The 13,637-nt window shown below is 71.2% G+C and carries 11 protein-coding genes and 3 pseudogenes; 9 read left to right on the top strand and 5 right to left on the bottom strand.

The window, feature by feature from the left end:
- Positions 1–39: 39 nt before the first annotated feature.
- Positions 40–576: pseudogene (locus ACWCXH_RS04020) on the bottom strand (NUDIX hydrolase); the annotation flags it as partial.
- Positions 577–720: 144 nt separating this feature from the next.
- Between ACWCXH_RS04020 and ACWCXH_RS04015 the strand changes: the two are divergent.
- The 3 genes and pseudogenes from ACWCXH_RS04015 to tyrS form a co-directional block, all read left to right on the top strand.
- Positions 721–1,194 carry an NUDIX domain-containing protein gene (locus tag ACWCXH_RS04015; protein ID WP_449799737.1) on the top strand — a complete coding sequence of 158 codons (474 nt, stop codon included), beginning with the start codon at positions 721–723 and terminating at the stop codon, positions 1,192–1,194.
- Between the two features lie 124 nt (positions 1,195–1,318).
- On the top strand, positions 1,319–2,251 hold the full coding sequence (locus ACWCXH_RS04010; protein WP_449799736.1) for a phosphorothioated DNA-binding restriction endonuclease: 933 nt from the start codon (positions 1,319–1,321) through the stop codon (positions 2,249–2,251).
- A pseudogene (gene tyrS / locus ACWCXH_RS04005) lies at positions 2,182–2,994 on the top strand (tyrosine--tRNA ligase); the annotation flags it as partial. The gene ACWCXH_RS04010 and the pseudogene tyrS, both read left to right, overlap by 70 nt.
- Before the next feature lie 40 nt (positions 2,995–3,034).
- On the opposite strand, the gene ACWCXH_RS04000 reads toward tyrS, so the two are convergent.
- The 4 genes from ACWCXH_RS04000 to ACWCXH_RS03985 all read right to left on the bottom strand — a co-directional run bounded on the left by ACWCXH_RS04000 (position 3,035) and on the right by ACWCXH_RS03985 (position 8,949).
- Positions 3,035–4,210 (bottom strand): putative PEP-binding protein, encoded by a 1,176-nt coding sequence (locus ACWCXH_RS04000; RefSeq protein ID WP_449799735.1) that lies wholly within the window; start codon positions 4,208–4,210, stop codon positions 3,035–3,037.
- 51 nt (positions 4,211–4,261) lie between these two features.
- Positions 4,262–6,145 carry an FAD/NAD(P)-binding protein gene (locus ACWCXH_RS03995; RefSeq protein WP_449799734.1) on the bottom strand — a complete coding sequence of 628 codons (1,884 nt, stop codon included), beginning with the start codon at positions 6,143–6,145 and terminating at the stop codon, positions 4,262–4,264.
- Between the two features lie 687 nt (positions 6,146–6,832).
- Complete coding sequence (locus ACWCXH_RS03990) at positions 6,833–7,951, bottom strand: nucleotide disphospho-sugar-binding domain-containing protein (RefSeq protein ID WP_449799733.1); 1,119 nt, start codon at positions 7,949–7,951, stop codon at positions 6,833–6,835.
- Between the two features lie 218 nt (positions 7,952–8,169).
- Positions 8,170–8,949: an alpha/beta fold hydrolase gene (locus tag ACWCXH_RS03985; RefSeq protein WP_449799732.1), complete on the bottom strand. Its 780-nt coding sequence runs from the start codon at positions 8,947–8,949 to the stop codon at positions 8,170–8,172.
- A 227-nt stretch (positions 8,950–9,176) separates the two neighbouring features.
- Between ACWCXH_RS03985 and ACWCXH_RS03980 the strand changes: the two genes are divergently transcribed.
- The 6 genes and pseudogenes from ACWCXH_RS03980 to ACWCXH_RS03955 all read left to right on the top strand — a co-directional run bounded on the left by ACWCXH_RS03980 (position 9,177) and on the right by ACWCXH_RS03955 (position 13,415).
- Positions 9,177–9,749, top strand: coding sequence for a hypothetical protein (locus ACWCXH_RS03980; RefSeq protein ID WP_449799731.1), 573 nt, complete (start codon positions 9,177–9,179; stop codon positions 9,747–9,749).
- A 594-nt stretch (positions 9,750–10,343) separates the two neighbouring features.
- Positions 10,344–10,496 (top strand): annotated as a pseudogene (locus ACWCXH_RS03975) (heme-binding protein); the annotation flags it as partial.
- A 219-nt stretch (positions 10,497–10,715) separates the two neighbouring features.
- Entirely contained in the window at positions 10,716–11,132 is a 417-nt protein-coding gene (locus tag ACWCXH_RS03970; protein WP_449799730.1) for a YunG family protein, read from the top strand.
- A gap of 46 nt (positions 11,133–11,178) precedes the next feature.
- Positions 11,179–12,093, top strand: a complete 915-nt coding sequence (locus ACWCXH_RS03965) for an NAD(P)-dependent oxidoreductase (protein WP_449799729.1) — start codon at positions 11,179–11,181, stop codon at positions 12,091–12,093.
- Positions 12,094–12,160: 67 nt separating this feature from the next.
- Positions 12,161–12,736 (top strand): GNAT family N-acetyltransferase, encoded by a 576-nt coding sequence (locus ACWCXH_RS03960; RefSeq protein WP_449799728.1) that lies wholly within the window; start codon positions 12,161–12,163, stop codon positions 12,734–12,736.
- A gap of 127 nt (positions 12,737–12,863) precedes the next feature.
- Complete coding sequence (locus tag ACWCXH_RS03955) at positions 12,864–13,415, top strand: flavodoxin family protein (RefSeq protein WP_449799968.1); 552 nt, start codon at positions 12,864–12,866, stop codon at positions 13,413–13,415.
- Positions 13,416–13,637 lie beyond the last annotated feature (222 nt).

The following is a 13,637-nucleotide window of genomic DNA, read 5'->3' as shown; positions in this document are numbered from 1 at the left end:
AGGCGGCAGTGTCGGCGGGGGTCTTGCCCGGAGGTCGACCTACCGCTTTCGGGTAGCCAGGATATGGAGGAGCGCCACCAGGGTGCCGGAGCCCATCAGCTTTCCCTCCGCCATGAGCGCCGGAATGTCGGCCAGCGGCACCCACGAGATGAGTCCAGCCTCCTCGCCGGCCTCGGGCTCGCCCATCAAGGTCGCTCCCTCGCCGACGAAGACCTCGTGGGGGGAGTCCACCATCCCGACCATCGGCTGGAACGTCACCACGTGGTCAAGGCCGTCCGGACGCCAGCCGGTCTCCTCCTCCACCTCACGCAGCGCCGCCTGCCGACCGTCCTCCCCAGGGTCGACGATGCCGCCCGGAAGCTCCCAGCCCCAGGAGTTCGGCACGAAGCGGTATCGCCACAGCATCAGCACGCGGTCTTCGGAGTCCAGGACCGCCGCTATGGCCACCCGCTTCAACCTGACCACGTGATGCTCGAACCGCGGAACTCCCGGCGGCTCGACATCCACCAGGGCCAGCTGCACCCAGGGGTTGTCGTACACCACTCGGTCCCCGTGGATCCGCCACGGCTCGAGCTCGCCCGCCTGATCGCTCATCAGCGTCCACATCCCGGTGTGAGAGCAGCAACGGCCCTAGTTGACCACAATGCTCCGAGACCCGGACATGTGTCTGCGAGCTTGAACCGGCCAAGTTCGGACCACGCCGCCGCTACAGTCGCAGCCGTGAGCGACTCCGACGTACCTGATGCCGTTGCCCAGCCGCGCACCGCCGCCGGCGTGCTGTTCTTTGACGAAGCCGACCGCGTGCTCCTGGTGAAGCCCACGTACAAGCCGGGCTGGGAGATCCCGGGCGGCTACCTCCACCCCGGTGAGACCCCGAGCGAGGGCGCGGCCCGAGAGGTCAAGGAGGAGCTCGGCATCACCCCGCCCATCGGCCGCCTCCTCGTCGCGGACTGGGCGCCCCACCCGACCGAGGGCGACAAGCTGCTCTTCGTCTTCGACGGGGGCATCCTTTCCGCGGAGGAGCGAGCTCAGATCAACCTGGACGGAGTGGAGATCGGCGAGTACGCCTTCCACACCGCCGACCAGATCAGCGAGCTCCTCATCCCTCGCCTGGCCCGGCGGGCCCACGCCGCCCTTGACGCCCGATCTCTCGCGGCAACTTCCTACTTGGAGCATGGGATGCCTCGCCTCTGACCCAGGTGCCCAGGCCGCCCTCGAACCGGATGGTTCGACCCGACTACCGACCTTCCCGCCCGGGGACCAGGTGCCGAACTCCACAACGGAGTTGGCGTCGGTGCCACGAACTACGCTGGCGGCCATGGACTGGCTCGATCGGGTGGCGAAGCTGCGGCAGTGGACGAACAACGAGGTCCGCGCTCCGCATAAGCCGTTGTTGCTGCTGTACGCGCTCGGCAGCTTCCAGCAGGATGCCGACAGCGAGCTGCGCTACAGCGTGGTCGAGGAGGAGCTGAAGCGGCTGCTGGTCGAGTACGGGCCGCCGAATCCGACGACGCCCGCATACCCCTTCCACCATCTGGTCAATGACGGTGTGTGGGAGGTCAGGACCGATCGTGGGCAGGGGAGCCCGGGAAGTGGGGTCCGGGTTCTCCGGTCCAGCGGCGCCACCGGCAGGCTCGTACCCGAGTTGCGGACAGCGCTCAGCAAGGAGCCTTCGCTGCTGGGGAGGCTGGCCAGAGCGCTGCTGGATGTCAATTTCCCGCCGTCGCTACACGCCGATCTGTGCGAGGCCGTCGGTCTCGACCTGGAGCTGGCAGAGACCGCACCCGTGGCCGGCCTGCCCGGTGAAGCGGAGACTGCTGCACGGCGGCAGCGAGACCGCCGGATGCGTGAGATCGTTCTGACGGCGTACGAGTTCCAGTGCGCCTTTTGCGGCTACGACGGGATGCTCGGAGCGAGCAGCGTCGGGTTGGAGGCCGCGCATGTGCGTTGGTGGTCGTACGACGGTCCGGACGAGGTCGACAACGGCCTGTGCCTGTGCTCGTTGCACCACAAGCTCTTCGACAAGGGAATCCTGGGCCTGGGCGAGGGGCATCGCATTCTTGTCTCGCAGCGTTTCGTCGGCCGCAGCGAGGCGAGCCGGCAGCACGTGCTCGCGCTGGCCGGGCAGCCGGTGATAGGTCCGCAATCGGGCGTTCCATCCGTCGCCGAACGGCATCGCGAGTGGCATGCCCGACAGGTCTTCCACGGCGTGCCCCGTACGCCAGCCGGAATGGCTGTGCTGCCTGGGTAACAGATGGTCGGCTCAGCTCATCGCCGTCCACCAGGCTTCCTGAACCGACAGATTGCCCGGTGGTGGGCATCCTGGCCCACATCCCAGTCTCCATGACGCTCCAGCGCGAGGACTTCCGCAGCCGCCTCGCCGCCGGCGACGGACTGTCGGTCGCCGAGTTCGTGTACTCCGTCGTCATGGCCCTCGACTCAGTGGCCATCACCGCGGACGTCGAACTCGGCGGCGTGGACCAACTCCTGAATCTCCAGATGTGCCGCAAGGTCATGGAGATCCGCGAGCAGACCCCCGAGGTCATCATCACCACTCCGCTCATCGAGGGCACTGATGGCACCGGCGCCAAGATGAGCAAGTCCAAGGGCAACTACGTCGGACTCTCCTCCTCACCGGACGAGATCTTCGGCCGCGTGATGTCCATCCCCGACCACCTCATCGAGCCCTACCTCAAGCAGCTCACCGAGTGGACCGACGAGGAGATCGCCACCGTCACCGCGCGCGTGGCCAACGGCACCGCGCACCCGATGGCCGTCAAGCGCATCCTCGCCGGCGAGGTCACCGCCACCCTCCACGGCCTGGAGGCCGCCGAGGCCGCCCGTGCCGAGTTCGCCGCCCGCTTCTCCAAGCGAACCTTCGGTGAAGCGCACAACCTCCCGACCATCTCCCTCAAGGAGCACGCCGAGACCGCTCTGGTCACCCTGCTGACCCAGATCCTGGGCTTCGCCCCAAGCAACTCCGCCGCCCGCCGCGTTGCCGCTCAAAATCGGCCGCCCCGTCCTGCCGGCCCGGTCAGGGTTGCGGCTGAAGGAGCACCTGCCGGAGTTCGGCGGTGCACATCATGTAGCCGTCCGGGGTCGGCAGGCGTTCCAGGTAGTGGGCGAGGTCCGCACCCAACGAGAACACCCTCACCGGGGTGTCCGCTGCGCGCGCGGACTCCACCACCCTCCGCACTCCGTCCATGACGGCCGGGTGCCGGGTCTGGTAGGACTCGGCCACCAGGTGGTTGGTCCGGTCCGCGGCGAGGTAGAACTGCACCAGGTCCTTCGTGCCGACGAACAGCTCGCTGGCGCCCACGGCGCAGAGCGCCCGGGTGGCGTGCACTGCCGCGGGCGTTTCGATGAACGCGGACACGGGCACGTCGACCGGCACCTCAAGATGCGTTCTGAGCTGGGCGAACTCCTCCGCATCGTTGAGGAACGGAACCGAGAGGTGCACTCGGCCCGCATCGTCACCGAGCTGCTCCCGCAGGGACCCGAGAACGGAGTGCAGTGCGTCCCGGTAGGCGGTCGAACCAAGCAGCCAGCGTGCGCCGTGCAGGCCCAGCTCGGGGTTCGGCTCGACCGCGACCGGGGCCAGCTCGGTGACGCCGGCGGCGTGGTCGGAGCGGAGGTCGAGAAGCCTCAGGACCAGCCGCTGGTCGGGCAGGAGCGCCTCCACGAAGGTGCACAGCCGGTCCGCGACGGCACGCCCGTAGACCGCGATGTCGGCGGGGCCGCCGTGAAGGGAGTCGAGGGGACGCAGGCCCGCCGCCAGGCAGAGGAACTCCTCCCGGATGAAGAAGGACTCGACCCGCTTCGCGTTCGGCCCGCACGCGTTGATCGTGTGGATGTCCTGCAGGTCCGCGATGACCGCACACGCCGAGCCGAGACGGTCCAGCGAGGAACGCCCGGCCCCCGGGCCCGGGGCCCCGGCACCACTCGCGTCGGACCCGATGACGATGGTCTGGCTCTCCAGGTGCAGCGTCACTTCGCCGACCAGGTCGGCGAGATCCGCCTGGTCGACGCGGAGTACGGGTATGCCCCTGCCGCGGCAGATGGACTGCATGTGGCCGGTCAGTCCGCCCGAACTGCAGACGACCGCACGCGCTGCCACGATCGCGTCGTATATTCCCGCTTCGAGGGAAGGGGCGACGAGAATGGATCCGTTGAGCGGACTTCTTGTGCGGTTACAGGTACCCCGTAACACGCTCTGTGTGCCACCGGTTAATAGGAATCCTTGAATCCGTCGCCCGTTCAACTAGTCCTCCAGATCTTCGGCGTCCGTTATCCCCAGGTGTCGACGCAGCTGCCGTGGCGTCACGGTGACGTCAGTGAGCCGTTGAACGGCGGCCCGGTTGACGACCGCCCCCATCAGGCGGTCACGCCGGGAGGCAGCCATCGGGAGGGGCGGAAGGTCTCCCATGGACCGGATACAGGCGTCCAACCGGGAATCGAGCAGTTCCCGCTTGCTTCGAGCACGCGTGGCCAACCTCCTCACCTCCAGGGCTACAGCCTCCTCGAATCCGACCAGGGCCGCTTCCTCTGTATTGCTGACGTGGCCGTGGTATTGAGCCATGTCCTGGGCCAAGCCGTCGTCATGGAGCTCCAGTTGCTCGATCACCCGTGCGGCGACCGCGATCGACTGGTTCTTGATGGCAGCGAGATTGAAGGCGAACGCACCGGTTCGGCCGTTCCGCACGATCTCGTCGCCCTCTCTCAGCACGCCGACCGCGGAGACCGGGCCGGCCGGCTCCCCGCCGGGGCTCAGCAGCGCCCCGTGTTCGTCGACTTCCAGGCCGCGCCCGGTGCGCTCATGGGGGACCGCGATCCCCCTCCGGAGGAGATTCCTCCAGAGCGAGTGGCCGACCCTGCTGTAGTCCGACTCCCTGCCGAAGTTGGACACCACCAGGTCGGCCTCGATGGCGTGTTTCTCCTCCGGGGCCGCGACCGAGACGACCAGCCGCCCCGACTCCGTCGGCGTGATCCCCTCCACGTTGCCGACGACCAGCTTCGCCGGCCCGTCCACCGGGTGTATCGCGCGCTCGATGACCGCCATCGTGTACTCCACCGCGCCGACCCGGAGGGCTGCTATCGAGGTACCGAACTCGTCCAGCAGGCTCCGCAGTTCCGCGGAGGGAATCCGTTCGATGGCCTCGGGAAGATGCGGTTCCCACGCCTTGGCGACCCGCTCCGCAACCACCGCAGGGTCGACCTCGGGGTGGTCCCGAACGACCGTCGAGCGTGCCGTCGCCCACTCGGACCGAACCCGGGCGAGGAACTCCTCGCGGTTCCGGTACGGCTCCAGCAGTGTTTTCGGGCAGGGTAGTTGTAACACTCCGTGTTCGTGCCCGCCGGGGTACGTTCGGAACATCGTCCCGGTCCTGGAGATCAGGTGGATCCTTCCGGTGTGGCCCCGGCGCAGCAGGAGGCCCGCCGAGTCGTACGCGCTCAGCACGGATCCGATGATCGCGACGGTCGCCTCGGCCGGGAGCGTTACGAGCTTCCGGACGCCGGCCGCGGAGTACGGGTTCCTCACGAAGGACGGGTGTGAGAGTACGTCGGCGGCGAAGGGCGGATCCCTGAGTTCGAGGCCGGTCGCGAGAACGACGTGTTCGGCGAACAGCGCGGTCGGTTCCGGGCCCGGTCCGGCCTCGGGACCGCTTGCGGACGACTGCCGTACCGTCACCTCGACACCGGTGGAGCGTACTTCCATGTCGACCGCCTCGCCGTCCGCTTCGACGAGCACGACGCCGGGACAGGCTTCCCGCCTGGCCTCGGCCAGCCGATCGGTCAGGTAGTCCTGGAAGATCCGCCGGGGCGCCGGGCCCTGCTCGACGAACTCGAGCCGGTCCCAGGGCGCCGGCCAGTCCCGGCGGTCGGCTTCGAGGTTGGCCCAGCGGACGAAGTCGTGGACGTCCTCCCGGAACACCGACATCCGACCCGCCTGGATGTTGAACACGTGGTCCCAGGGGTTGCCGTCCCGGTGGTAGGCGACGCCGGCGGACCGGTAGTCGGAACGCCGCTCGAGCAGGACGATCTCGAGCGGCCTGCGCGCGAAGCGGAGCAGCCGGATCGCCGTGGCGGTGCCGGCCAGGCCCGCCCCGACGATGAGCACTCTTGGACATGTGCCTGCTCGGCCCATGGTGAAGCCTCCCGGTTGAGCGATGGGGACCCGGCTCTGCTGTCGCGCACCGGGTGCCGGGGCTGCTGATGGAGTGTGACTCCGTCCCCCGGCCGGCTGTCCTGGGCAGATCCCGTCCGGGGCTGAGTCATGAGCCCAGAATGGACCGACAACAGCTCGCCCGCCGGGCTTTTGGCGCCGCCTCCCAGGCCGGTTGTGTCCGGATCGGGTCGCCCGCCGCGCAGGGGTGTAGGCAACGGCCCTCGTTGCACTGGGTGAACCAGTCCTTGATCCCCATGGGCGTGATGCCAAGGTGCGCAACTGCCGGGTTCCTCGTCGATTCCGTCCACGGACGGGTCATGGAGTCACTCGTGGTCCACGTCCTCGCGGACGTGGTCCGCGAAGTGCGCCAGGGCAGTTGCGACGCCGTGGTCGAGCAGACCGTAGGTGTCGAGCGTCACCTCGGGCTCCGCGCGGACGATTCCGGCGCGTGCCAGGTCCGTGCCAGAACGGACGGTGAGCAAGGCTTGAGGCGGGCCTGGCGGGCCTGGCGGGCCTGGCGGGCGTGGTCGAGGAAGAAGAGCGCGACCCGGTCGTCGTCCGCACCCGCGGCCTTCGCGGACCGGTGTGCGACCGATCTCGCCGCCCGCGCCGCAACGGGAAAGCCGCAGGCCTGGTGACCTGCGGCTTTCTGGGTTCCGGGGTGGATCAGCGGGCGGCGGCCAGGGCTTCGAGGGTGGGGACCATGGCGGCGGGGGTGGGGAGGGCGTTGTTCTCGGCCTGGACGCGGGCGGCGGCCGCGCGGAGGTCGGGGTCGGTCAGGAGGCGGTTCAGCACGTCGGTGTCGACGGTCTCCGAGGTGGAGCGCAGGGCGACGCCGGCGGCGGTGAGGGCGTCGGCGACCAGGTAGTTGTCGGCGCCCTGGGGGAGCAGCAGCTGCGGGACGCCGGCCTGGAGGGTGGTGCCCGTGGTGCCCGCGCCGCCGTGGTGGATCACCGCGTCGCAGTGGCGGACCAGGTCGGCGAGCGGCACCCAGGGCAGGGCACGGACGTTGTCGGGCAGGGTGCCGAGCGGGGCGAGGTCGGCGCCGTCGACGGCGAGCAGGAAGTCGGCGTCGACCGAGGAGGCCGCCTCGACCAGGCGGGAGACGGCGCTGACGCCGTCCACGTGGGTGACGACGGTGCCCAGGGTGATCAGCACCCGCGGGCGCTCGGCCGGGCCGAGGTACTCGCCCGGGACGAGGCCGCCGCCGTTGTAGGGCACGTAGCGCATCCGCAGGCCGTCCAGGTCGCCGCCGAGCGGGCCGATGCTGAGCGAGGTGGGCGTGGCCGGGCCGTCCACGCCGTGCTTGTCGTAGAGGTCGGTGAAGTTGGCGGCGAGGCGCTCGACGATGTCGCGGCCGGTCGGGATGCCGTAGTTGTGCAGGAGCGACGGGAGTCCGAGCTTGGCCGCCACGAGCGGGGCCGCGGCCTGGAAGGCGGCGTGCACGAGCAGGTCGGCGCCCCAGCCGGAGGCGACGGCGAGGAGGTCGTCGACGGTGGGGCGGGCGGCGTAGGCGAAGGCGCGGGAGGCCATGTCCAGGAGTCCGTCCTGGTCGAGGCCGTTGCCGCTGTAGCTGAACTGTCCTTCGTTGGCCTCGATGAACAGTTCCCGCATCTCGCGGCCGTCCCCGATCTCGGCGAGCGGGAAGCCGGCCGAGCGGATCTGGTCCATCGGCCGCGCGGCGGCGAACAGGATGTCGTGCCCGGCGGCGCGCAGGGCCTGGGCGGTGGGCACCATCGGGAAGAGGTGGCCGGCCGCGGCCGGGCCGGTGAGGAGTATGCGCATGATCGTCTCCTTGCATGACGTATCGCGCTCTCGTGCGGAGCGGCGACGGACAAGGCAATCTCCCCTCGCGGGCTGATGTCGAGTCAATTCGAAATTCGCCGCGGCCTGTGGGAATCGGACGTTCTGGCGCAGCTCTTGCCAGCCGCGACACGGTGTGCTCTTCGGTGCGGGGCGGGCGACCGTCGCCCAGGTCGCGGGCCCCGCACCGGCGGCCCCGGTCAGGCGTCGAGGAAGTCGCGGACGGTCTTGGTGTAGGCCTCGGTCTCCTCGGCCAGGACGATGTGCCCGGTGTCGAACTCGGCGTACGCGCTGCCGGGGAGGGCGGCGTGCAGCCGGCGGGTGTTCTCCACCGGCACGGTGGCGTCCTGGGTGCAGCCGATCACCAGGGCCGGGGCCTGGACGCGGGGGAGCAGCGGGCCGAGGTCGAGGGCGAGGTCGAGGGCGATGTGCCGCAGGGTGCCCGAAGTCGGCTGCATGTAGGCGGTGTTGGCCTCGACGGCGGCGCGGCCGATCCGGTTGAGGAAGCCGCGGCTGAAGGCGGTGAGGGTGCCGTAGCGGCCGAAGGCGGCGGGGTTGTCGGCGAGCGACAGCCAGGTGGCGAGCGAGAGGCGCAGGTACTCGTCCTGCTCGCTGCTGATCCACCCGGCGGTGGCGACGAGCCGGCGGACCTGGTCCGGGCGCAGGGCGGCGGCCGCGGTGGCGACGACCGCGCCGAGCGAGAAGCCGACGACGTCGGCGGGGCCGCGGCCGGCGTCGTCGATGACGGCGTTGACCTGGGTGGCGAGGGTTTCGAGGGTCAGTTCGGCGCCGTCGTCCTCGGCGGCCTCGCTGCCGGAGAGGTCGGGCAGCAGGACGGTGTAGCGGTCGGTGAAGGAGTCCAGCAGGCCGTCCCACATGTCGGAGCCGGGGCCGGTGCCGTGGACCAGGACAAGGGTGCCGGGGCCGTCGCCGACGACGCGGTAGGGGATGCGGGCGGTGCCGACGGTGATGGTGGGCATGGCGGGGTCCTTCCGGTGGAGGGGGTTCTGTTCGCCGGCGCTTCACGCCGGACAAGAAGTAAACTACACGGTGCAGATCAGTGATTCAACTGCACCGTGCAGTGCACATGGAGCGCGGGAGCGGCCCGCGGAACGGTGCGGGGCGGAACCGATTCCGCATGCCCGCCGTCGAAGGAGTGACGGAATCCCGGCCCGGGTTGAACGCCGGGAGGAGTACGGAGAGCCCAGTGCTGCCAGGTGGTGCCGAACTGAACCTCGGATGCCCGGTGGGCCGCCCCTGCTGCGGGCCGGAGGAGTCGGAGGCCTGGCCGTCCGGTGAGGCGACGATCGATCAACTCCTGGCCGCTGCACGCTGCGAGACGCTTCTCCAGGACGCGCTGGACGCGATCCGGCCGATGCCGGTATGGCAGAGCGCGCCGCCCCGGTCCGGTGTCCGGCTGCCGCTGCCGGGGGAGGGCGACGGCCTGAGCTGGTACGTCACCCGCGGGCGGGACGTCCTCACCGTCGTCTCGGAGGCCAGGCGCGGGGCGCTCGTGGGCGCGGTCGAGCGCCACTGGCGGCGGTGCGGTTGGACGATCACCTCGCTGGGCGTCGGCCGGGAGCTGCCGGGGGTGGCCGCGGCCACCCGCGACGGCTACCAACTGTCGCTGCACTTCGGGGACTTGGGCGAGGCCCGACTGACCGCGAGCTCGCCCGGAGCCGGCCGTCCGGAGCGGCCGTCGCGCGTGCAGGTCGCGGGCGGGTGCGGTCGCGCGCCGCTGCCGTACGTGTGCTGTGCCCACTGGAGCGCGATGGTGTGACGCGGGGAGTGATGTCCGCGGCCGCGTGAACGGGGGCCTGGCGAAACGGTCCTGACGGGTAGAGGAGGCGCGGAGTGAGTCCCCCCGGACTCGCTCCGCGCCACCCTCGTCGCGCGGCTTCGGCGCTGCCGCTGCCCCGACTCCCCGGCCGCCCGCCGCCCCCCGGCAGCACCCTCCGGCGAGGGCGGTCCGCACGGGCCCCGGCGAGCCCCCCTCCCCCGGGGGCGTCGTTGGTTCAACGCTAACAAACCGCATGGTTGGTTTGTCAATAGTGGGTTCCACGAAACATCCACAATCGTGGCAGGGGCGTGGACAGTTTGCCACCAGGTATTTGTGGGCGCATCAGGGCGCGTGACGGCCCGTCGGGGGTGCGTGCGAGGTGTGGGGAAGCGGCGTGCGCGGGTCTGGAATCCGACATTCCGAGCACTTCGCCCGTACGGAGCGGCACCGGGCGAGCGCTCAGCGCAGCAGCCGGCGCTCCTTGGTGACTCCCGCCGTTCGGTGGCGGCGAGTTCGCGCCGGCCGCGGTCAAGGCCGACACCCGGAACCGGAACCTCGCCCGGAGCACCGGCCTGACCATCGACGCCGCGACCCGCGCCGACCTCAGAGCCGGCCAAGCGGCTGGCGCAGGCCCCGGACCTCAAGGACATCCCGGGCACGCTGTTCCTGGCCGGCGGCGCCCCGGTGCGGTCCAAGGGCGCTCCGGTCGCGGCGATCGGCGTCGCGGGCGCGCCCGGCGGCGACCTGCGGCGCGTTGACCCGCAACGCGCCGGCGCACGCTGCCGGGACGCCGTCGGGACGTCACCCGAAGCGCCCCCGAAAGCACCGCCCGTCCGCCCCGCACGCCGGGCGGGCGGGTTCGGAGCACCCTCGTTCGGGTGAAGATCGGGAAGGTCGTTGCAGTACAGGGCACGGACCGGTCAAAAGCCGGTGCCGCTGTCGGTGGGGCGTGGCAGGCTTCCTGGTATGACGGCGTGGACCCTCAACGACATCGAACGTGCGATCCGCTCCTCCTGGGGTGTCGACACCTGTGCGCCCGAGGACCTGGCCCACTGGCGTCCCGACAATCCCGCCCGCGGCCAGTGCGGGGTCACCGCGATGGTGCTGCACGACCTGCTCGGCGGCGAGCTGATGATGGGCGAGGTGTACGTCGGCGGGGTCCGGACGGACCTCCACTGGTGGAACCGATTCGGCCCCGGTGTCGAGATCGACCTCACCCGCGAGCAGTTCGGGCCGGACGAACTGGTCGGCCCCGGCCGTCCGGTCTCCCGCCCGACCCGCCACGGCCGGCTCCAGGCCCAGTACGAGCTGCTGCGTCACCGGGTGATCACCCAGCTGGAGCGCGGCCGGGCGGTACGGCTGCCGGAGCGCGCCTGCGCGTGAAGCCACCCCGGCCGTCCGGGCCCGGCTGACGTACAGTCGGCCACGAGTGCGGCGGCTACGGCGACGGGAGTGCGCGATGACCGGGACGACGGTCGGCTTCGTGGGGCTGGGTGCGATGGGACGGGGCATGGCCGGCAGTCTGCTGCGGGCCGGCCACGCCGTCCGGGTCTGGAACCGCTCCGCCGAGCCGGTGGCCGCCCTGGTGGCCGAGGGCGCGCAGGCGGCGGAGACGCTCGCCGAGGTGTTCGCCGCCGACACGGTGGTCTCCATGCTCGCCAACGACGAGGCGGTCGAGGGGCTGCTGCTCGACCCCGTCCTCCTTGCGGGCGCGCGGGCGACCCTGCACGTCAACATGGCGACGGTCTCGCTCGCGCTCGCCGAGCGCGCCGAGGCGGCGCACGCCGAGCACGGCATCGGCTACGTCGCCGCGCCCGTCCTCGGCCGGCCGCCGGTCGCCGCCGCCGGGCAGCTGAACATCCTCGCCGCGGGTGATCCCGCGCTGCTGGCGCGCGCCGAGCCGCTGTTCGCCGCCATGGGGCAGCGCACCTGGCACTTCGGTGACCGCCCGCGCCAGGCCAACACCACCAAGATCAGCGTCAACTTCCTGCTGGCCTGCGCGATCGAGTCGATGGCCGAGGCGTGCAGCCTGGCCGAGGCCCACGGCGTCCGGCCGGCCGACCTGGTCGAGCTGATCACCGGCACTCTCTTCCCCGGCCCGGTGTACGGCGGGTACGGCGCGATGGTGGCCGAACGGCGCTACGAGCCGGCCGGGTTCCGGCTGCCGCTGGGCCTCAAGGACGTCGGCCTCGCGCTCGACGCCGGGGCCGCCGCGACCGTCCCCCTCCCGTTCGGCAGCGTCCTGCGGGACGCCTTCCTCGACGCGCTCGCGCACGGGGACGGCGACAAGGACTGGGCCGCCGTCGCGGCCGTCGCCCGCCGCCGCGCCGGCCTGCCCGACTGAGGCGCCGTCCCGGGCCCCGTCCGATAATCACGTGCCGGACCACCCCGCACCCGCCTACGATCCGCGCGTGACGCCCACCCACGACGACCGCTCCGCCGCCCCCTGGCTGGTCCGCACCGAACGGCTGGAACTGCGCGCCGTCGGCCTCGCCGACCTCGCCCCGCTCCACGCGATCAACCACGATCCCCGCACCTGGTGGCACGCCCCCGAGGGCCGGCACCTCGACGAGGGCACCACCCGCGCCTGGATCGGACGGGCCGTCGACGTCTGGGAGTCCGACGGCATGGGCTACTGGACGGCCCGGCTGGGCGTCGACGGCCCGGTGATCGGCGTCGGCGGCGCCTCGCTGCAGCTCTCCACCGGTTTCTGGAACCTCTACTACCGGCTGGACCCGGCCCACTGGGGCCGCGGCTACGCCACCGAGCTGTCCCGCGCCGCCGTCGACGCCGCCCACCGGCACGCGCCGGACCGGCCGGTGGTGGCCTGGGTGCACGACCACAACACCGGCTCCCGCGCGGTCGTCGAGCGGATCGGCCTCGCCGACCTCGGCCCGCGCCGGCACCCCGTCCTGCGCGAACCGGTCCGGCTGTTCGCCGACCGGCCGATCCCGCCCGCGGAACCGGGAGGAACGCCCCCGGAATAACCGGCCCGGCCCGCGTGCTGGCGCCTGCGGCCGCATCACAGGCACGGACCGCGCCGCCCGGGCGATACCTGTTCGACGGGGGAGACATCCAATGGACGACCAGCACGATCAGCGCCCGGGCACCGACGTGCCGCGCACGTTCCTCTTCCTCGTCGCCGGCGCGCGCACCGACGGGAACTCCGAGCAGCTCGCCCGCCTCGCCGCCGAGGCGAGCCTGCCACCCGGCGCCGAGCAGCGCTGGCTGCGGCTGAGCGACCACCCGCTGCCGCCGTTCGAGGACCTCCGGCACGTCGGGGACGGCACCTTCCCCGAGCCGGAGGGGCATGAACGGGCGCTGCTGGACGCCACGTTGGAGGCCACCGACCTGGTCTTCGTCGCGCCGCTGTACTGGTACTCGCTGCCCACCAGCGCGAAGCTCTACCTCGACTACTGGTCGGCCTGGCTCCGGCTGCCCGACAGGGTGTTCCGCGACGGCATGGCCGACGGCACGATCTGGGCCGTCACCGCCCTGGCCACCGAGGACGACAAGGCCGACCCCCTGATCGGCACGCTGCGGCTGACCGCCGACTACATGGGCATGCGCTGGGGCGGCGCGCTGCTCGGCAACGGCACCCGGCCGGGGGACGTGCTGCGCGACGAGCGGGCTCTGATCGCCGCCAAGTCCTTCTTCTCGGAGTGAGTGAGTGACCGCCGCTCCCGGGACCGACGGGTTCACGCCGCGGAGGGCCGTGCGATACGGTTCTCCGGGCGTGTACTCGTCACGTTCCGGTGTTCTTTTGGTAAAAGACAAAAGCCTTTTCCGGGGACGGAGTTGGACGATTCGGGCGGCTTCGTGGCCCCTTCGGGACGGAGCGTGACACCTGCCTTCCGAACCGGCCGGATCGTTCGGTAGTCTCCGTCG

The organism is Kitasatospora sp. NPDC001660, assembly GCF_053596725.1.
The sequence above is the reverse complement of the archived record's forward strand: the minus strand, read 5'-3'. Positions and strand labels throughout refer to the sequence as shown.